The organism is Peptoclostridium litorale DSM 5388 (genome assembly GCF_900141635.1).
In the GTDB taxonomy this organism is placed as follows: domain Bacteria; phylum Bacillota; class Clostridia; order Peptostreptococcales; family Peptostreptococcaceae; genus Peptoclostridium; species Peptoclostridium litorale.
Genome location: NZ_FSRH01000007.1, coordinates 1 through 20,162 on the forward strand (window position 1 = coordinate 1; position 20,162 = coordinate 20,162).

Below are 20,162 nucleotides of genomic sequence, written 5' to 3' on the forward strand. Positions count from 1 at the left end.
AGAGTCTTCATCTTTGCTCTTGCTCCGTAAAGTGCTGCTGCAAGTCCTGCAGGTCCTGAACCTATTATGGCTATATCATATACGTTTTCCACTTTGCCTTCCTCCTCAAATATGTAAAATATTCATTTATATATTATTATATAAGCTAAGTATTAAAGAAGCGTTTTCCAAGGATACCCGCAAGCATTTTGCAAACTCCTTCGTCAAATGGATAAGTGTTGTAAAAAGGTAAGGGTTCCTTTTTTCTCGCATGAAGTTCACTATATAAACCAGCTCTTCGCAAAAGCAAGTACCACTTGAAAAACCCTTCACAATATATCGATTTTTTTCCTGATAATGTATCACTTTGTTATTTATATAATTAATAGAGATTTTTTATTGTTCCGCCTCTTTTCATAGATAATGATATCACATTACGATTATTTTGTAAATTAGTTTATTTAATAATCATGATTATTTTAGATAAACTATTAACATTTTTTTCAATTTTGACATGTAGACTACTTTGAATATATTCGAAACATATTGAAATTTCCTGTATTTTTGCTAGTTTGCCATTTCGTTTCCTTCGTTGTTTGTCAAAACATCTTTATTTATTTCATCAGGATTCATTTTTGACTTCACCGTCTTAACAAGCATGAAAGCAAGCAGTATGACACCTACATATCCATTTATTACGTATACCACGTTGACAAGTTTGTTAAACGGTATTTCAAGACCTATATATACACCTGCAACCGCAAGTATTACTGTAAGCAGTTTGAACTTATTAGTCTTTTCCGTCGTGAATCTTGCCGATACCGACCATAAAAGAGGCACAGCTGTAGTATATATGCCAGTTACTACTATTAGCGAGAATAGGGTGGCTACAAAAGGATGTATGTTTTTTGCAAGGTATAGAGTCGGAACCATGGCCTGTGAAACCTGCTCTATGTTCGCAAGCATTCCCAACGCCACAACTAAAACCGCAAGTGAAAAACCAATCGCTCCACCAGTAGCTCCAAGAGCGGCTTCTTTTTTGCTCTTTGCAGTCGCACCCATGGCTGCCATGAACGAAGCCAGCCAAAGCATGCAAAATCCAACATAAGATCCCGCTGCGAAGAACCAGTTTGTAGATGCACTCATTATATTAAGCTCAGGTATAAGTGCATTTGCTGTTATAAGACCATGTGGATTCTTCAAAAGTGCTGAAAGTCCAAGTGCAATTGACAGTACAACAATGACAGGACCTATCTTTCCAATTACATCCACTATCTTTCCCAGTCCGAATATGACTGTCGATGTAGCCAGCACACCCATTAGTATTCCCCCGAATGTCACAGGAAGTGAATACTGCTCGTTTATTGTTGCCCCCGCTCCAGCAATCATAACTATGAATGACATATATATGAAGAGTATTGAAAAGTAGTCAAAAAACGTTCCAACTATATTGCCGCAGTAGTACTTATATATGTCACTTCCCTTTGGAAACTTGTATTTTTGTCCAACTGTTATAAAATCAACCCCTACATACATGAAAAGTAGGAATATTGCCGCTATGCCAAGTATCCCCTTATTTCCATATGCACAAAAGTACTGGAGCACCTCCTGCCCTGTTGCAAACCCAGATCCTATTAAAAATGCTATGAAAGCTCCAGCATACTGCATTACTTTTTTATAGTCCACATTCGTCTTTTCCATGTACAGTCCACCTCTTTCCTTATTATGTTTACTCGGCGATAAGCTTTTTCTTTTTGCAATATTTTGTTCATTCTGTATTTTACCTTTCCATTATGCTTCACTTGAATAGACAGGTTAATATTTAATTTTCATTTTGTACTATTTAAACTACATGCCAAGGGGATTCCCCTTGGCATGTAAATTGTAAGAACTAGTCTTCAAAAACCGTCTGATCTTCAATTTCTGTTTGAAGGGCCTTTAGTGCTCTTTCCACAAGTCCTCTTCTAAGTTTTTTTTCTGCCTTGAATTCAAGATGTGGATCTCCAAGAGGATATGGTATTCCTATTGCAGGTATTATCCTGTTTGCTCCAACAGTCAGTGCTATAGGCACTACAGTAGCTATGTGTGCAACAGGTATCCCAGCTCTTTCTATTTCTTTTACCATCGTTGCTCCGCAACGAGTACAAGTACCTCATGTAGATGTTAGGACAACTGCATCCACTCCATCTTCAAGAAGTTTTTGCGAAAACTCTTCTCCAAAGCCCCTTGCGTTTCCAACAGCTGTTCCTGTTCCTGTTGTAGTTACGAAATAAGGAGCAAGCTCTCCTATTATTCCCTCTTTTTCCATGTCCCTCATTACATCAAGAGGAACCACCCTGTTTATGTCCTCAAGGGCGTAAGTCCTGTCATATCCTCCGTGTATAGTCGTGAACTTGTCAGCCGGCATAGAGTCGTACTGCGATATGTCGTATATTCCATATTTTGTAGCACTTGACGATTCTATCCTGTCCGGATTGTCTGTAGGGACTACCCCGCCAGATGTAACTATGGCTATCTTTATCTTGGTAAGGTCCTTTATTGCAGGATTCGGCTCTACATTTCCAAAGTCAGGCATAGGGTATTCAGTTGTATACTCTTCTCCTTTGACCTTTTTGAGTATCATTTCCACGGCTCTTTCAGACCCTCTTTTCTCGTGGAAGTAGTTCATTCTTATTCCTCTTACATGGTATCCTTCTACTTCCGGAGGTCCGACTTCGTCTCCATTTGCAAGCTTGAGCGCAAGCGCCGCTATGGATTTCACTGAGTTTTTCATGTCACCTGCGGAATTTCCAGTCCTTATTATGTGCATGTCCTTCTTGTACATGTCCACGCCAGGGTTTTCTTCGTACATTCCCGTGACAACTGGTATCCCAAGTTCTTTTCCCACAGCCTTTGCTATTGCTCCGCATGCAACTCCGTACCTTCCCGCATTGAACGCAGGTCCCGCTACGAATACGTCAGGGTTGTGCTTTTTAATCATTTCCAAAAGTTCCTCTTGGGCCTTTTCAATATTTTCTCCAAAATACGAGTCCCCGCATATTGCAGTTGCAACTATTTCAGCCTCGTCTCCAAGCGCCTTTCCAAGTGCAAGTCCCGGTCCTATCGCTCCAGTTGTCTCCTGTGGCGGTATGTCTGCCTTTTCTTCTCCACCTATTCCTGCAAAGAAATTGTTTATATAATGAACTACTCTGAGCTTTGACATGTTATCTCCTCCTTATATTGTGTGATATTTCCTATTAGTACATTCTCGCTGTAAGCTTGTTGCCGCCGAATGCAGATGTTGCAGATATTATTATCTGTATCTCGGCCTCTATGCTTCCGTCTTCCTTAAGGCTTCCGTCATATCCGCCTATCATCGTCTCTATGTCCTTAAGAGTCCCTATAACCTTGTCCATTGGCGGAAGAGTTACTACAAGATTTCCCTGTCCGCATGACACTAGCGCGTCAGCTTCATTAACCGCATCTGCAAGAGACTCTGACTTTCCGTCTCTTCCAGGGAACTCGTCAGTTACAAGAACAGTCTTTATTCCGTTTCGCTCAACCTTTTTGCAGTTCATCATAAGGTCTGTATCAGGGTTTCCATATCCTTCTTCTGATATCAGTACTCCATCCAGACCCATCATCTTTGCAAGCTTTGCAACCGCATCGGAGCATCTTTCCTTGTCCGCAAGGAATACATTCTCATTTGTTATTATTACTCCCATGAAGTTAAGCTCTTTTCCGTGCTTCTTGAAAAGGTCTTCTATAATAGGGTCGTTCTGGTGAAGATATGTCGGTATCTTGTCGCAAGATGCAACGCAGTTTCCGCTTATTACCGCCCCGTCCATAAACTCTGTAGGGTGCATTATTGTAGGGATTATCTTTTTGGCGTCAACCCCGTACACATATGTGTCATGAAGCAGGCCTTGCGACTGAAGCATGCACACATATCCTATCTTGGGAAGATCAGGGTACTCGTTTGCCTGCTCTATTATTCCCTTGCTTTCAAACACTTCTATTTCATCAGGTTCAACATTTCTTCCGGCTTCTCCTATAAAGCTTGTCACCTTAAGTCCTGCTTCTCTTGCTGCCTCTTCGTATGCGTGAGGCTCTATTCCATCCTTAGGCTCAAGTACTATACATATGTTAAGAGTCTTTGAAAAAGGCGTATACTCAGCGCCGATTTCACTCATGTCAACTATACCTTCCTGGAATCCCATTATCTGTCCCACCGTCAGAACAGCGGTTCCGCTTAGTACATGAGTTCTTCCCGCTCCAACCTGAGTGACCTTGTTTCCAACAACGCCCGGGAACATGCTTCCCGTTCCGTCAACCTTCACTCTAGGCTCAAGTACGTCTTTTACAGGAGTTATTCTTACAGACTCTCCCGGTCTTGCGAGCTCTATTTTTGCACTCTTTATTCTTTCGTCTTCAAGAACTATTTTTACAAGTTCTTCTTCATTTAAATATAAAACGCCCTCTCTTACTTCCATGTTCTTTCCGTACTGAATGTCTTTTATGTTTATTCTTCCTATTTCTAAACGCAATATAAGCACCTCCGTTTATTTTTTTAATCCGCTTTCAATTATGGTCTTGTCAACAATCATGAAGTCATTCATGACTTTTTGCCCGTAGTCCGGCAATCTCTTTCCCTCTATGAACTTTCTGGCAGATTCTATGCAGTTTTCAACTATTTCCAACTGTGCAAAATCCACCTGTACACAGTTCTTGCTTATAAGGATAGATTTGTATGGGTTTTCATTTGGCTTTAGACTTCCCGAAAGAGGGTGTGTAAGTAGCCTGTGCCCCTTGTGTATCTGATCTCTTACATAGCAAAGTACATTTTGTATCCCTTTTTCTTCGATATAGATTTTTTCAACATCCGGGTAATGGCTCTGCTTCAAGGCAGGATTATTTGTAACCATTATTATTTTCCCTTCCATATCAACCTCCCTATTAAATTTATTGATTTTGTACTTGCTTGCCATAAACAAAAGCAATATCCATGCCAAAAATGTACATTTTGTTATTTTTTTATCTTAGTGTAGTGTTTGCAATATTCGTACGCCTCAAAACAAAAAAACAGAGCCAGCACTCGCTAGCTCTGTTTTTTCAATATGTTGAAATAAATTTCCCAAAAGTGTGAAATTTATTTCACTTTAATATTTTTTATAACCCGCTACCCAATTATATGCTATCTTAATCCAAATTCCGTAATCTTGTTAAATAATTGTCTTCTGCTTATGTCCATGAGCTTTGCAGCCTCAGTCACACTACCCGAACAAGCATCTAGTACCTTCTGTATATACTCCGCTTCAAAATCCTTCCTTATCTCTTTCAGCGGCCTTATTTCAAAATCCTCATGGCCTTTCTTTCCCTTTTTGTAGTTTGTGCATACCGGAAGGCCTTCTTTTACAAATATGCCGTCTTCTGAAAGAACCACAAGCCTTTCTATTATGTTTTTAAGTTCCCTTATATTTCCCGGATAGTCGTATTCGTATAAAAACTTCTCCACTTCTACGCTCATTCCTCTGACTTTTATACCCTGCTCAACTTCTGCTTTTTTTACGAAGAAGTCTATATAATCACCAAGGTCCTCCTTCCTCTCCCTAAGCGGCGGTATCTTTATGACTATTGTGCTTATCCTGTAGAAAAAATCCTCCCTGAACCTGCCAAGTGCGACCTCCTCCTGAAGATCTTTGTTTGTGGCGCTTACAAGCCTAAAATCTAGCTTTTTTAAAGCATTGCTTCCTATCTTCTCTATGCTTTTCGATTCCAGCACCCTTAGAAGCTTCACCTGTGTGTCAAGCGATACGTCCCCTATCTCATCCAGAAAAAGAGTCCCCCCGTCTGAAGCCTCAAATCTTCCCGCCCTGTTTCCAACCGCACCTGTAAATGCTCCTTTTTCATGCCCGAAAAGCTCCGACTCCAATAGGCTTTCTGAAAATGAATGGCAGTTGACAGGCACAAACGCTCCCTCTGATCTCATGCTGCTTTCATGTATGAATTTTGCAAACACCTCTTTTCCAACTCCCGACTCTCCGAGTATGAGTATGTTCACATTGCTTCTGGCGGCTTTCTCTGTGATTTGGAGTGTCTTTGCAAATTTTTTGCTCTTTGTGTCCAATAAGAATCCCGAACTTCCGGCATCCCCTTCTGGTTTTTTTATGCTTTTTTTGTTTCCTGCAGCATTTTCAGGCAAATTGTCATGATCCAAACTCGATATCTTTTCAATTTCCTGCAAAAGCTTTCCTGGATCATTTCCTTTTACAAAATATGTGTATGCCCCTTTTTTTATGGCATCCACAGCATTTTCTATGGTGCCGTATCCCGTCATTATTATTACCCTAGTACTTTTGCAGTGCTTTTTTACATGTTCAAGCACCTGCATTCCGTTTACCTCGGGCATCATGATATCCGTGATCACTATGTCGAAATGTTCTTTTTCAATGATGCCAAGAGCTTCTTTTGGCGCATTAAGCGCCGCAACATTGTAGCCGCTTGCACTCAGTATTGCTCCCAAAACCTGTGTATATTCAATTTCATCATCTATTAAAAGTATCTTTGCCTTTTTATCTTTTTTCATGACAAACTCCTCTCGCAAATCCCTGCTATTTTATTGGAAGGCTTACCTTGAATGTGCTTCCCTCTCCGTATTTGCTGTCAACGCTTATTTCCCCACCGCATTTGTTGACTTCGCTGTATACTACATAAAGCCCAAGGCCTGTTCCCTTTCCCGGCGCCTTTGTAGTAAAAAACGGGGTGAATATGCTTTCAACATCCTCTTTCTTTATGCCGTATCCCGTATCCCTTACCTCTATGATGAGATTATCTTCGGAAATATCACACACAGCCTCAATGCTTCCTCTTTTTTCAATTGAATCTATCGCATTTGATACAAGATTCATAAGTACGTGCTTTAGCGATTCTTGGTTTATACTGCATTCAAGTTCATCGCTGCACGTAACCTCATGCTGTATGCCTTTTTGCTGCATTGGCTTTGTATAGAGTTTGAATATGGATTTTATCAAGCTTTTTATATTCGTATTGGCCACAGTATTGGGGGTGAGCCTTGAAAAATTCAGCAGATTTTCTATTATTCCGCTTGCCCTTTCGACAGAAACTTCTATGGCCGCTGCCGATTCACTTATTTTATCACCGTCATATGGATTCATTTTTATGAGATATGCATGACTTCTTATTATTCCCAGAGGATTCCTTATCTCATGTGCCACACCACCGGCAAGCTGACCTACTGCGACCATCTTGTCTTCATGAAGCAGCATCTTCTCGCTCACCTTTATGCTCGTGACATCCTTTATAACCGTAAGCACCCTTTGTATCTCATCTGAATTTTCGCTTATCGGAAATGTATTCACGCTGAATATGCTTTTGCCACACCTGTACTCCTTGCTTATACCAAGTCCATTTTTGAAAGTACCCCGTATTATTCTCTTTGCATATTCCCAGCATGGAAAATCTATTGAATTTTCATAATTCTTTCCTATTATATAATCCCTGCTTTCTCTGATTTTGCCGCAGAGTGACTCGTTGGCAAGGACCACCTTTCCCGTCTTGTCTACAACCACCATATAATCCGTAAATCCGTCAAATGTGGCTATAAGGTCATTTTTACTCGAATTTAGCTGCATGGTCCTCTTTTCAACTTCCTTTTTAAGCTGATTGTTCCAGATATAAAACATATACGATATCACTGCAAGTGCTGAAACTGATGAAAGGAGTATCGAAAAAGCCTTTTCACGGTTTTGTGATCCTGTTATTGAATATGCGCCAAACCATTTTTCCTGTATCTTTTCCATTGTATTTCTCTTTTCAAGTTCCGATATGCTCTTGTTGAGTATTGAAAGAAGCTCTTTTTGAGATTTCGGCACAGCAAGTACCGCATTTTCTTCGTAAAGCGGCTTTTCCGCAAATCCTATGCTGTTTTTAATTCCAAGCTCTGAAGCCGTGAACTTTATTACAGGCTCGTCCCCTACTACTATGTCCACCTCTCCCATTTTGAGCTTCAAAAGTGCCTCGCTCATGTTTTGAGTTTGCACTATATGGGCCTCCAGTGCATTTACCATTAAAAATTCCACCGCATAGTCTGACGCTTGAACCGCTATACTTTTGCCTTTCAAATCCGATAGTCTCCTTACGTCTTCTTTTCCTCGGATAAATGCCGCCGTTCCCCTCAATTTGTATATGGGCTTTGAAAAATTGAAACTGAGGCTTCTTGCTGGAGATCCTATCATGTCTATGCAGTCTGCATCTCCATTTTTCACGCTTTCATATGCCTTGTTCCACGAGGCCTCGGGCCTGATTTTTATTTTGGTCTCCAGATTTATTGAAAGCGCATTCATATAGTCAACTATTACTCCCTGGTACTGGCCGTTTTCACTGTCTATATACCTCAGAGGCGGAGAATTGTAGTCGGAGCAATATACTATATCCCCATGGTTTTCAATCCAGAGCTCTTCATCTACTGAAAGCCTATGGTCTTCATTTATGAGCTCAATTATATTCTTATCGTATTCAAGGTTCACATATAGATTTACTATTATGATCAATATCACCAGTGCAGCTGCATAAGTCTTTTTATTCATATCTTTAGCCTTCCATTATTTTCACTATCAGTTTTCTGTTTCTCGGACCGTCAAATTCGCAAAAATATATCCCCTGCCATGTTCCAAGCAGAAGCCTCCCATCCCTTATGATTACGGTTTCACTGGCTCCTATGAGGCTTGATTTTATATGCGCCGCGGAGTTCCCCTCGAAGTGGCTGTATCCATCGCAGTGAGGTACTGTTTTGTCAAGTTCCCTTATTATGTCGGCTCTTACATCAGTATCGGCATTTTCATTTATTGTAACCGCGGCCGTTGTATGGGGCACAAATATTGTACACAGCCCGTCTGACACACTGCTGTGCCTTAACATCTCATCTACCTCTCTAGTTATGTCTATGAACTGGTCTCTTGAATATGTGCTTATTTTAATCTCCCTTGTCATTTTTTCCTCCTCAAAAACATATTTGTAAAGTGAATATAGCCTATTTAACAATATTATAGTACCCATAAAAGGCATATACAAATTTTATAAACGGATTTTACATGATTCCGTTAAAATTCATATATATATTTTCCACTTATCCAATTGAAATATCAGTTATATATATAAAAATGGGTATCAATATTTGAAAGTTTATGGGTAATTATATAAATATAAATAAATTTGAAAGGAGTGCAGCAAAATGGTAAAAAACAAATACCTGCTTTTCGTCATAAATACTGTCCATAACTCAATCAAATCCTTTGGAATGATATTCGAAAAAGCAATATGGTTCATTTTTAAGTATTCCAAATTCAAAAGCATATTAAGAAATGACTACGGCATAACAAGAATAAATTCATTAAATCCGTCGAGCTGGAAAAAAAACGCAAAATATTTCAAAGCGGAAAACGACTCTGGTCAAAAATACTTCGTGAAGGTTGTTCGGTGGGGAAACCAAATTGAAAATGAGTATGCCGTTTTGAGCGAAATAGACAGGCTATTCGATGAGTACAGTGGAAATTTTCCGCGCTATGTGGGTCATCTAAACAATGAATGGATAAGCTTCATAGTGGTAAATTGGATAGACGGGTGTACATTAGATGAATTCTTGTCTGACAACGAAGGCTTGTCTGACAACATAAAAAATGACTTGTACAGCCAGCTTTGCACTATTTTGAATATAATTCAATTTATCGAAATTGTTCACAGGGACATCAAACCCCAAAATTTCATGGTTGAGAAAAACGGTGATGATTTAAAAGTAATATTGATAGACTTCGCATTTGCAATAGGCTGCTGCGGCAACAGCCGGAATGTAAAGCTTTATGAGGTTGTCAACAAATACAACCCCTTGAGATTTGTTGGCGAGCACTATAAGCCAAGTGTTCTTCACTGGGATGATGCGTATGCCTTTCTCAAAATCTCAAATCAATACAATATCACAAATAATCCTGCCTTTTTCAGCGAAAGGGTGAACAAATGCTATTACAGTATTGAAATGGATTCTCTCGATTAATGTGAATACTATGGCGTCTATGTAGATATGCTCAATTAAGGCCTGGATATATATCCAGGCCTTAATTTAAATTTCACAATATGAGTATATTATCTCCTGCGCCGTCTGGGCCGCCATTTTTACAGCCTCCTCTTCAAACGGCGAATCAAGTCCTGCGCTTTTTACAATATCCATAAACGACATGCTCCCTCCGATTCTGCAGAGCTTTTCATAGTCAATCCACGCAGACTCCCTGTCACCTCTAAACCTTTTTAAAAACTGTATTGCGCATATTCCTGCAAGCACATAGTCAATATAGTAGAAAGGGTTCTTGAATATGTGCCCCTGCTGGTACCAGTATGTCCCGCTTTCCAAAAACTCGTTTCCATCGTAGTCCCTGTGAGGAAGGTACTCTCTTTCAAGCCTTCTCCACACATCATTTCTTTCGCTTTCAGACATGCCTGGATTTTCATATACAACATGCTGGAATTCGTCTACAAGCGCTCCGTATGGAAGAAACAGCACCGCCTCGCTTATGTGTCCAAGCCTGTACTTGTCTGCATCTTCTCCAAAAAACATATCCATCCAAGGCCACGTCAAAAATTCCATGCTCATCGAGTGTATTTCGCAAGCATCAAGCGTCGGGAACGAGTACTCTGCAATATTGAAATCTTTGCTCATGTGCATTTGGAATGCATGTCCTGCCTCATGCGTAAGGACATCTATGTCGTCTATTGTCCCGTTGAAATTCGAAAATATGAAAGGAGTATTGTATTTCGGAATATATGTGCAGTATCCTCCGGGAGACTTCCCTTGCTTTGACAAAAGATCCATAAGTCCATTTTGAACCATGTTCCTGAAAAAGCTTCCAGCCTCTTTTGATATCCCTTCATACATACTAATTCCAAGCCTGAGCATTTCCTTTTCGCCCGCAATAAGTTTTGCGTTTCCGTCCTTAAACTGCACGCTCTCGTCGTAATATTTAAGCTCCTTCAGATTAAGTCTTTTTTTCTGGAGCTGCCTGAGTCTCGTGCATAAGGGGACTATATGCTTTTTGACTGATTCCCTAAGCTTTGCAACATCCAATGGGCCATAGTCTGTCCTTCCCATCCTGTCATAGGCAAGCCCTGTAAAGCTTTGATATCCAAGCCTTTCTGCAATTCCACTTCTGACCTCCACAAGCTGCGTGTAAATAGAGTCGAATTCCTCTTTGTTTTTTTCAAAAAATGAATACCTTGCGCTGTTTGCCTTTTTTCTCACGTCCCTATCGAGAGACATCTGGTGATACCTCATCTGTGAAAGCGTGTTAATTTGACCTTCAAATTCAATCTTAGCCGATGATAGAAGCTTTGTGTACTGCGTACAGAGCTTGTTTTCCATTTTCATGTCCTCAATTACGCAGTCTGAAAATATCCTTGTCTTTAGATTCGCAAGGTTTAAAAGCTGCTCTCCCAAATGCGCTTTTAATTCATTTGCAAATTTCGATCCCGCCAGCGCAAAATAGTAGCTGTTTATGAGCCCTTCATACATCGGCGTGATATCGTCGTAAAACTCCTGCTCTGCTTTATACAATTCATCTTCCGTATCCATTGTATTCCTTATATATGCTATTTGCTGCTGGGTTTCAAATTCAGCCCTCAAATCATTTATATCCCGCACCGCAGCCAGCGCATCATCGGCGCTCTTTGAATCCCCAATACTTTGTACAAGTCTTTGAAATTCCAGCTGGACCTTTTCAAACGACGGCCTTTCGTATTTGTATTCACTAAATTTCATATTGTACCTCCTAAAAAAATTGCCAATGCGCAGAAAAATTTTTCCGCCGCATCAGCAATATACATTTTACGCTATTTCTATAAACCCTTCTCCAAGGACTTCATGGACATTTTGAACAGTTATAAATGCCCTCTTGTCAATCTTCTTTATGAACTCCCTTAGCCTTATGAACTGCTTTGTATCCACTACTGTCATTATGACAGTTTTTTCATCTTCTGTAAACGCCCCTTTTGCATCGTATATTGTGGCGCTTCTGTCGAGGTCCTTCATTATAAACTCCATTATGGCTTCTTTTTCGCTGCTTATTATTGTAATCTGTTTGCACATGTTGAAGCCCTCTATGAACCTGTCTATTATTATGCTGTTCATAACAAGGCCCACAAGAGCATACATACCCTTTTCTATTCCAAAAGTCCCTATCGCAAAAACCGTTATTAATGCATCCGCCATCAATACCGACTTTCCTATGTTGAACTTTAAGTACTTGTTTATTATCTTTGCTATTATGTCCGTGCCTCCGGTAGAAGCGTTCCTGTTGAACGCAAGAGACATTCCAAATCCGGTGAGTATTATCCCTATTACAAGCTGTATGAAAATATCATCGCTCAGAGGCTTTTGTATGGGCATGACTTTTTCAAAAAATAGTATAATCCCTGAGAGCATGAAGCTGCAATATATTGTCTTTCCTCCAAATATGGGTCCTATTATAAGTATCCCAGCGGTAAACAGTATAATTTCCATTCCTATCATAAGAATTCCCATGGGAATAGACGGGAAGTACGAGTTTATTATTATAGCAAGGCCGCTTATACCTCCTGCCGCTATTTCATTTGGTGCAAGAAAATAGTACAGTCCCACCGCAACAAAAATCGCCCCCAGTGTTATTACCGCCATATCAATTATTTTTTCTTTCATTAACATCCAAACTCCCTTCACATTATATTTTTGCTGCAGAAAAAAAGACAGATAATAAGATAGCATTATATGCTAAATTATTATCTGCCTCTGCTATACGACGTACAGAAAGACTCTTTTAAGAAACCTCTTTAAAACTTATCTTTACATATAATTTTTTTGTTACATACCTATAATCCAATGATACCCGTATTCCCTCTGCTTGTCAACACATGTCAATTAAAATTGTTATCTGGTTTCCCCGTGCGTCTCACCGTCTGAAATCTCTGCAATTTTGTTGTCCTCATCTAAAAATACAACCTTCGGCTTAAAACTCATTGCCTTTTCATCTTCAATCCAGCAGTATGCTATTATTATGACCTTGTCCCCGGGCTGCACAAGCCTTGCTGCCGCCCCATTGAGGCATATCACCCCGCTCTCCCTTTCACCTTCTATTACATATGTTTCAAGCCTTGCCCCATTGTTGTTGTTTACTATCTGAACCCTTTCCCCTGGGTATATGCCAGCGGCCTCCATCAGATCCTTATCTATAGTTATGCTGCCCACATAGTTTAAATCCGCCTGCGTTACCGTCGCCCTGTGAAGCTTTCCCTTGAACATGTTTACCAGCATTATTCGACCTCCAGTATTATATTGTCTATAAGCCTAGTCTTTCCGACTCTTACCGCAAGCGCAACAAGCACCCTTCCTCTTATGACTTCCAAATCTTCCATGCTGTCTGCATCCACTATTTCCACATAGTCTATATCTGCGCTTTTGACACCTGAAATCCCGCTCTTTATATGGCTTTTTATATTTGAAGCGTCCCTTTTTCCTGACATTATCATCTCTTTTGCTTCAAAAAGCGATCTTGAAAGCACAAGCGCATCCATTCTCTCGCCGGGCGAAAGGTATGTGTTTCTCGAACTCATTGCAAGCCCGTCCTCTTCCCTGACTATTGGGCATGATACTATCTCCACGTCCATGTTTAAATCCTCTGCCATTCTCCTTACCACCGCAACCTGCTGGGCGTCCTTTTGCCCGAAATATGCGCGCTGCGGCTGGACTATGTTGAAAAGCTTTGCTAGCACGGTTGCAACCCCCCTGAAGTGTCCGGGTCTTGAAGCTCCGCAAAGCCCCCTTGTAATGCTTCCCTCGACATCCACATATGTCGAATATCCCTTCGGATACATGTCCACAGACTGAGGCGCGAATATTATATCGGCTCCCTTCTCTTTGCAAAGAGCCTCATCCCTTTCAATATTCCTCGGGTACGAGTCTAGGTCTTCTCCCGCTCCAAACTGGGTCGGGTTTACAAATATACTGACTGCTACAATGTCATTTTCCCCTCTAGCCTTTTCTATAAGTGACATATGCCCATTGTGAAGGTATCCCATTGTTGGAACAAAGCCTATGCTCTTTCCCTGAAGCTTCAAGCTTTTGATTTTTTCGCTCATTTCATTTGGCTTGTTTATTATTATCATAATACACCTCCGTTAATATAGTCTCTTTAGTTTTTCTTCATCCATTGTAAACGAATGGTCTTTGCCTGGAAATCTTCCCGACTTCAATTCATCGATGTAGCCCCTTACGGCACTTATTATATCGTCTTTCATGTTTGCATACTGCTTTACAAACTTCGGGGTGAAGTCAGTATACATTCCAAGCATGTCCTGGGTCACAAGCACCTGCCCGCCGCATCCCGAACCTGCGCCTATTCCTATTGTGGGTATGTCGAGTCTTTCTGATATCAGCTGGGCAAGCTGCATAGGTACGCATTCAAGTACTATGCAAAACACTCCGGCCTCCTGCAGCATAAGTGCGTCTTCAATCATCTTCTTGGCCTTATCCTCTTCCCTGCCCTGGACCTTGAATCCTCCAAGCATGTTTACAGACTGCGGGGTAAGTCCCAAATGCCCAACCACTGGTATTTGAGCCCTGACTATAGCCTTTACACTGTCTATTATGTCCCTTCCTCCTTCAAGCTTTACCGCGTGTGCCATTCCCTCCTGGATTATCCTGCCTGCATTTTTCACGCTTTCCTGCGGGCTTATGTGATATGAAAGAAACGGCATATCCCCTATCACCAGTGCCATTTTTGCCCCCCTTGAAACAGCCCTGCAGTGATGGATTATGTCATCAACCGTAACCTGAAGCGTATTTTCATATCCCAATACTACCATTCCAAGTGAATCCCCCACAAGTATGCTGTCCACGCCAGCCTCGTCAATAAGCCTTGCAGTTGAATAGTCGTATGCTGTAAGCATTGAAATTTTTTCGCCGCTTTGCTTTGCTTTCAAAAACGAGCTAACAGTAAATTTATCGCTTTTCATCCTATCTGCACTCCCCATTTAATATTTTTTCTATCTGGTCTGCCTTTTCAATGTCCCTTAGTTTTTTTCTCTTTGAAATTTCAAGTGCTCTTTTCCCCATTGCACTGTACATGGAAAGCAGATTGCTGTCATATTTATCCGCTATTGCATCAATATGCCTCTTTACGGTTCCCACGTCCCCTCTCGATATCGGGCCTGTTATGGAATCATCCGCCCCCATTTGAAGCACGTTTGAAAGCGCTCCCTGCGAGAGCCCCCCTATCATTTCAAAAGCCCCCTCTTCGTCAATCCCGGCAGACTTTAACATGCAAGCGGCAAAATCCACAAGCGCGACAACATAATTCGAAGCCGTGCATGCAGCCGCATGATAAAGCGTCTTTTGAGACTTTTCTATGGTATGCACCTTGTTTCCCATCCCTTCAACAAGCATTCTCACCTTTTCATACTCTACGCCGTTGCCTTCAAGTGTGAATACTGCATTTTTAAGCATATGGACTGATTTTTCAGTGTCCGCAAACGAGAGCATGGGATGGAGAGAATACGTCCCGCATCCCCTTTCAGAAAGGCCCTCAAGCTCATTTGATGAAAGCGCCCCGCTCATGTGTACAAAAATCTTTCCTTCCAGTTTGCATTTTAAATCTGAAATATTTCGGGTCACGCCGTATATCGAATCATCCGGAACTGTTATGAAGACCATGTCGGCATTTTGTACAATATCCTCATATTTTTCAAACGCGCTAGAGCCTGTCATAACCGCCGCCTGTTCAGCCGATTTGAATCTCTTGCTGGCATATCCCGATATTTCAAATCCCCTGCCTTTCAGGTATATCCCGAATGCCTTAGAAACCTTTCCCGCTCCTATAAACCCTATGTTCACTAATTCAACCTCCTGACATTTAATGCACGAAATGGTTTTGGAAATTTCAAACCATATATGTTTTCGAAATCAAAAAAGCTCTTTTTGAACCCGAAATTTTCGGACGCAAAAAGAGCTTCTCAGACATAAAATGGCAGATGCAGTTATATGTTATTCACATATTGAAGAATATCAATAAATATATTTCAATATAGTGATTTTAACCATCAAAAAACAAACTTAGAGCCAGCACTTGTATTAAAAAGTGGACTTTAAATCATGCCATTACTTTTGCCTTTATAAAGTCTTTGTCCGAAAGGATCAAAGCAAGTAAAACAAAAGACCAATATTTTGTTTTATTGTCTAACAATAATATATTATTTAGTTTGACTCTTTACGATGCCAACCACCTTTATTTTATCACAAATATTCTCTGCATGCTCAAATTTTAAATGCATCTGGATTAGCATTGCTTTTTTAAAACTAAAAACAGCGCCTGTTCCCACTTTGAAATAGATACAAACACGGCAAGAATCCGCTGTTTTTAGTGCACTCATATCTCTTTGAGCCTTTTAAATCAATCCCAACTGCTCATCTTGACTCACTGCCAGTCTCAACAAGGTCCATATACAGCTGGTTATCGCTCTTTGAAAGGTATATACCAGTCATTATTATGGTCACAATTTCCTGAGCCATCTCGTATACAAGCCCCAGTCTTGTGCTTTGGAGCACCATGTTTTCCATTCCCAGCGCAGATCCGACATTGACTATTCCATATATTGAGACATGTCCTACCACCCCAAGGTTCTTTCCGACCCCGGCTCCAGGCCTTAGCCCTTCAGCCCTGAACACTATATTCCCAACTTCCTCGCTTCGCCCAAGACTCGCATCTATGGCCACCATGAAGTATTCTTCTCCCGAGTACTTGCCAAGCACCTCGTTCATATTCATGGCATGCAGAGGTTTCTTTAGAGTTCCTACAACCTCAAATTCATCATGTATTCTTATACGCGGCGTAAGCATGTGTCCTACAAGCGGCCCCAAGCTGTCGCCCGTGCTCCTGTCACTTCCTATGCATGCAAATATTATTTTTTTATTTTCCCTGATTGCAGTTTTAACCGTTTTTGCAAATTTAAATATAATTCTCGACTTCCCACCTGCTGGCATGGCCACACACCCTCTCAAAGCGCAGTATATTTTATACTATACCCCTTAAAGAAAGGTGTTAAAACCTTGCGCCATCACTTATGCGCCATGGCTCGAAATGCTCGTTCATATTTTAATATTTCAATTATTATAGGGGTACTATCCCCACAGTATTTCATCCGTGTGCATGAATGCCCTATTTATTTCAAATACTCCTCTTGACTTCTCTTCTCTTTGTCCTTAATATCATTCCCATTCCAAAGCCATTTTTAGCCTTTCAAAGTCAATGCATTTTTCAAAGACATCTCTCATGCAATCTGCATCTTCCATTTCGGAGCATTTCGAAACTTTGGATATGACATAAATCCCTGTTGCCGATTCTATGGTTTTTATATTGTCGTCCTGAATGGTCCCGCCTTCATATCCATTTATTATTATTCCCCTTATGTCTACCCCCCTGCTCCTTGCATATTCTACAGTGAGTATGGTGTGGTTTATAGTCCCAAGCGAAGCCCTCGCAACTATTATGCACGGCAATTCAAGCTCTTTTATGAGGTCATCTACATAAAAACAGTCTCTTTTTATTGGAACTGCAATTCCTCCGCAGCCCTCTACAACTACCCTTTCATATTTTGAGCATAACGCCATATAATCCCTTTTTATATCTGAAACTTTCACATCCTGACCCTCCAGCTCAAATGCTATATGTGGAGACATTTCGTTTTCAAGGCAGTGTGTATTCATATTTTCGACATCTTCATCAAGTCCGCAGACTTGTTTCACGAAAATCGAGTCATTGGACAAAAAAGCCTCTTTTCCCCGCCTTCCACCGCTTTCTACGGGCTTGAAGCTGCAGCTGCTGACTCCGCTTTTATTCAAAATATATGTTATACCTGCCGTTATGAACGTCTTTCCAACCCCTGTATCAGTTCCCGTTATGAATATTCCCCTGTTCAAAACAAGCCCTCCTTTTTTTGCAGGCCGCTTTTGAATATTCAAAAGCGCCTCATTCATTTATATCCTTATATAATCCTTTTTACTCCAGTGTAAAGCCAAGCCCCCGTATCATCTGCTTGTCCTCTTCTATATTGCTTCCCACAGTCGTCAGGTAGTCACCGACAAGAGCAGAACTTACTGCCGAACGAATTCCTTCAGCCTGCCTGCCTCCAAGCTTCATTCTTCCGCCAGCATATCTTATATGGGCAAATGGCACAATGAACCTGAACGCCGCCATTGTGACCAGTATCTCGTCAACTGACACGGGAGCATTCTTTTCAAGAGGCGTATTTTCCACCGGCATGAGTATGTTTAAAGGAACTGACTTTATGCCTAGATTTCTTATGTCGAGCGCCATGTCAACCCTGTCGCTTATGTCCTCTCCCAGTCCTATTATTCCTCCGCAGCAGACGTCAAGGCCATGGGATTTTGCTTTTTTTATAGTGTCTATCCTGTCCTCATAGGTATGTGTAGTGCATATGTCTTTGTATTTTCTACTCGAAGTCTCAATATTGTGATGGTACCTTTCAACGCCCGCCTCTTTAAGCCTTTTTGCCTGATTAGCGTCTATTATTCCATGCGAGGCGCAAAGCTTGAGTCCCGTCTCCCTTGAAAGCCCCTCGTATATGCCGCAAAGCATTTCAAGCTCCTGCTCGCTTTCTATGCCTCTTCCGCTTGTCACCAGCGAAAATCTGTGTACACCCTTGCGCTCAAGCTCTTTGGCCCTTTCGAGTATTTTTTCGTATTCCATAATTCCGTACTCGTCGCATCCCGTAGTGTAGTGGACCGACTGGGCGCAGTATGTGCAGTCCTCGCTGCATTTTCCCGATTTTGCATTTATTATGCTGCACAGTTCAAAAGTCTTTCCAAGGTATTTCTCTCTTATTCTGCCTGCAGATTCCATAAGTTGATTGAACCCATCTTTTTCAGTCGCATTAAGCACATTAAAAAGCTGCACCGCCTCATCCCTTGATACGTCTTTTCCCTCCATAACCTTTTCTTCAAGTTTCTTTATGTATTCCACCATTTTCATCGCCCCCGTCTTATTTTAAAGTCTTTTATACTAAAAATCTTCCCTATACAAATGACCTTTTTTATCGGAAATAGCCTGCAAAAAGTCTTTTTACTCCCTGCAGGCCACATTTTCAATTCACTGTTAAATTATTCAATATCACTGCTTGCATTTAATCTTTGAATATCCTGCCCTTCTAAGAGCTGGAACTACATATACCGCCGTCGCTGCAACAAATGCGCTCAGTATCAAATCCGATGTTATATAAGGCAGAAATCCCGCAGCTATTGCCGCATTGACGCTCATCGCCTTTCCAAAATACAGGTTGACTATCATGTAAAGATAGCTCACTCCGAAAATGTAAACCATGGCAAGTCCCGCAAGCACGGATGGGAATACCCTTTTAAAGCTTACCTCTTTCATGTTTTCAGTCAACTTTCCTATTAGAGTCGCGCAGAGTATAAATCCTATAAGATACCCAAATGTCGGTTGAAGCACATACGTGGGCCCTCCTCCGCTTGCAAATATCGGTATTCCAGCAAGCCCTATCCCTACATATAGGAGCTGCGAATAGAGCCCGTATCTCGCCCCGAGGAACATCCCCGAATATGCGCAAAAAAGAAACTGAAGAGTGAACGGAACAATAGGCGTTGGTATCTTTATGAAAGCTCCTATTGCCGTAAGTGCAGCAAACATGGATATAAGTATCATGTCTCTTGTTTTTATTCTCATATTATGATTCCTCCAATCGTAAACCTTTTTGATATCTTTAGTTTACAATCTTCACCTCCCATTGTCAACCGTGTTTTTTTTATAAGTTTACAATCGATCCGACTCTTTTTAGACTCATTCCGTAATAAACACAAACCTTTTTTGAGAAACCGTTGTATTTATTTTTTCCTCGTTTAAATAAAGCAATGGCACTGCACCGATTTTTTATACTTAACTGTTTTTACATTCAAACTAAGTTGTTGCAAAACTGTTAAAAATTATATATCCGTATTGTTTTTTTACAAATAATGTTATACTTTACTAAAAGTCTCGTTAATTCCATATGTCTATAATCCTAATTATCATGTGGAGTACCCATTTACGGTCGACTAATAAGGCATTTTTCCGGACAACGATGACTATGTAGCAGGGAAA

At 40.9% G+C, this 20,162-nt stretch carries 18 protein-coding genes; 1 reads left to right on the forward strand and 17 read right to left on the reverse strand.

Annotated elements, in window-relative coordinates; genetic code table 11:
* Nucleotides 1-546 precede the first annotated feature (546 nt).
* The 7 genes from BUQ87_RS07650 to BUQ87_RS07685 all read right to left on the reverse strand — a co-directional run bounded on the left by BUQ87_RS07650 (nucleotide 547) and on the right by BUQ87_RS07685 (nucleotide 8,967).
* The gene (locus BUQ87_RS07650; protein WP_074210073.1) at nucleotides 547-1,680 is read right to left on the reverse strand and encodes a YkvI family membrane protein; all 1,134 of its coding nucleotides are present in this window, start codon (nucleotides 1,678-1,680) and stop codon (nucleotides 547-549) included.
* A 190-nt stretch (nucleotides 1,681-1,870) separates the two neighbouring features.
* Nucleotides 1,871-3,181 (reverse strand): glycine reductase complex selenoprotein B, encoded by a 1,311-nt coding sequence (grdB, locus tag BUQ87_RS07660; protein WP_081823010.1) that lies wholly within the window; start codon nucleotides 3,179-3,181, stop codon nucleotides 1,871-1,873.
* Nucleotides 3,182-3,215: 34 nt separating this feature from the next.
* Complete coding sequence (locus BUQ87_RS07665; protein ID WP_038262838.1) at nucleotides 3,216-4,505, reverse strand: glycine/sarcosine/betaine reductase component B subunit; 1,290 nt, start codon at nucleotides 4,503-4,505, stop codon at nucleotides 3,216-3,218.
* A gap of 15 nt (nucleotides 4,506-4,520) precedes the next feature.
* Nucleotides 4,521-4,901: a GrdX family protein gene (locus tag BUQ87_RS07670; RefSeq protein WP_038262836.1), complete on the reverse strand. Its 381-nt coding sequence runs from the start codon at nucleotides 4,899-4,901 to the stop codon at nucleotides 4,521-4,523.
* Nucleotides 4,902-5,152: 251 nt separating this feature from the next.
* A complete protein-coding gene (locus BUQ87_RS07675) occupies nucleotides 5,153-6,544 on the reverse strand; it encodes a sigma-54-dependent transcriptional regulator (protein ID WP_038262833.1) in 1,392 nt (463 codons plus the stop codon).
* Between the two features lie 25 nt (nucleotides 6,545-6,569).
* On the reverse strand, nucleotides 6,570-8,564 hold the full coding sequence (locus BUQ87_RS07680) for an ATP-binding protein (RefSeq protein WP_038262831.1): 1,995 nt from the start codon (nucleotides 8,562-8,564) through the stop codon (nucleotides 6,570-6,572).
* 4 nt (nucleotides 8,565-8,568) lie between these two features.
* Nucleotides 8,569-8,967, reverse strand: a complete 399-nt coding sequence (locus BUQ87_RS07685) for a secondary thiamine-phosphate synthase enzyme YjbQ (RefSeq protein ID WP_038262828.1) — start codon at nucleotides 8,965-8,967, stop codon at nucleotides 8,569-8,571.
* 241 nt (nucleotides 8,968-9,208) lie between these two features.
* Between BUQ87_RS07685 and BUQ87_RS07690 the strand changes: the two genes are divergently transcribed.
* Complete coding sequence (locus BUQ87_RS07690; protein ID WP_038262825.1) at nucleotides 9,209-10,024, forward strand: protein kinase domain-containing protein; 816 nt, start codon at nucleotides 9,209-9,211, stop codon at nucleotides 10,022-10,024.
* Between the two features lie 66 nt (nucleotides 10,025-10,090).
* Here BUQ87_RS07690 and BUQ87_RS07695 read toward each other — a convergent pair whose 3' ends face one another.
* From BUQ87_RS07695 to BUQ87_RS07745, 10 genes are all read right to left on the reverse strand, one after another.
* The gene (locus BUQ87_RS07695) at nucleotides 10,091-11,779 is read right to left on the reverse strand and encodes a M3 family oligoendopeptidase (RefSeq protein ID WP_038262822.1); all 1,689 of its coding nucleotides are present in this window, start codon (nucleotides 11,777-11,779) and stop codon (nucleotides 10,091-10,093) included.
* A 66-nt stretch (nucleotides 11,780-11,845) separates the two neighbouring features.
* Complete coding sequence (locus BUQ87_RS07700) at nucleotides 11,846-12,694, reverse strand: YitT family protein (protein ID WP_038262819.1); 849 nt, start codon at nucleotides 12,692-12,694, stop codon at nucleotides 11,846-11,848.
* Between the two features lie 228 nt (nucleotides 12,695-12,922).
* Nucleotides 12,923-13,306: an aspartate 1-decarboxylase gene (gene panD / locus BUQ87_RS07705; RefSeq protein WP_038262817.1), complete on the reverse strand. Its 384-nt coding sequence runs from the start codon at nucleotides 13,304-13,306 to the stop codon at nucleotides 12,923-12,925.
* On the reverse strand, nucleotides 13,306-14,157 hold the full coding sequence (gene panC, locus BUQ87_RS07710; RefSeq protein ID WP_038262814.1) for a pantoate--beta-alanine ligase: 852 nt from the start codon (nucleotides 14,155-14,157) through the stop codon (nucleotides 13,306-13,308). Before panC ends, panD begins: the two co-directional genes overlap by 1 nt.
* Before the next feature lie 12 nt (nucleotides 14,158-14,169).
* Nucleotides 14,170-15,006, reverse strand: a complete 837-nt coding sequence (panB, locus tag BUQ87_RS07715; RefSeq protein WP_038262812.1) for a 3-methyl-2-oxobutanoate hydroxymethyltransferase — start codon at nucleotides 15,004-15,006, stop codon at nucleotides 14,170-14,172.
* Between the two features lies 1 nt (nucleotide 15,007).
* Nucleotides 15,008-15,883, reverse strand: coding sequence for a Rossmann-like and DUF2520 domain-containing protein (locus BUQ87_RS07720; RefSeq protein WP_038262809.1), 876 nt, complete (start codon nucleotides 15,881-15,883; stop codon nucleotides 15,008-15,010).
* Nucleotides 15,884-16,453: 570 nt separating this feature from the next.
* Nucleotides 16,454-17,029 (reverse strand): spore protease YyaC, encoded by a 576-nt coding sequence (gene yyaC / locus BUQ87_RS07730; RefSeq protein ID WP_038262802.1) that lies wholly within the window; start codon nucleotides 17,027-17,029, stop codon nucleotides 16,454-16,456.
* 225 nt (nucleotides 17,030-17,254) lie between these two features.
* Nucleotides 17,255-17,965 (reverse strand): dethiobiotin synthase, encoded by a 711-nt coding sequence (bioD, locus tag BUQ87_RS07735; protein ID WP_038262928.1) that lies wholly within the window; start codon nucleotides 17,963-17,965, stop codon nucleotides 17,255-17,257.
* A 79-nt stretch (nucleotides 17,966-18,044) separates the two neighbouring features.
* Nucleotides 18,045-19,031, reverse strand: a complete 987-nt coding sequence (bioB, locus tag BUQ87_RS07740) for a biotin synthase BioB (RefSeq protein WP_038262800.1) — start codon at nucleotides 19,029-19,031, stop codon at nucleotides 18,045-18,047.
* A gap of 144 nt (nucleotides 19,032-19,175) precedes the next feature.
* Nucleotides 19,176-19,748: a biotin transporter BioY gene (locus tag BUQ87_RS07745; protein WP_038262797.1), complete on the reverse strand. Its 573-nt coding sequence runs from the start codon at nucleotides 19,746-19,748 to the stop codon at nucleotides 19,176-19,178.
* Nucleotides 19,749-20,162 lie beyond the last annotated feature (414 nt).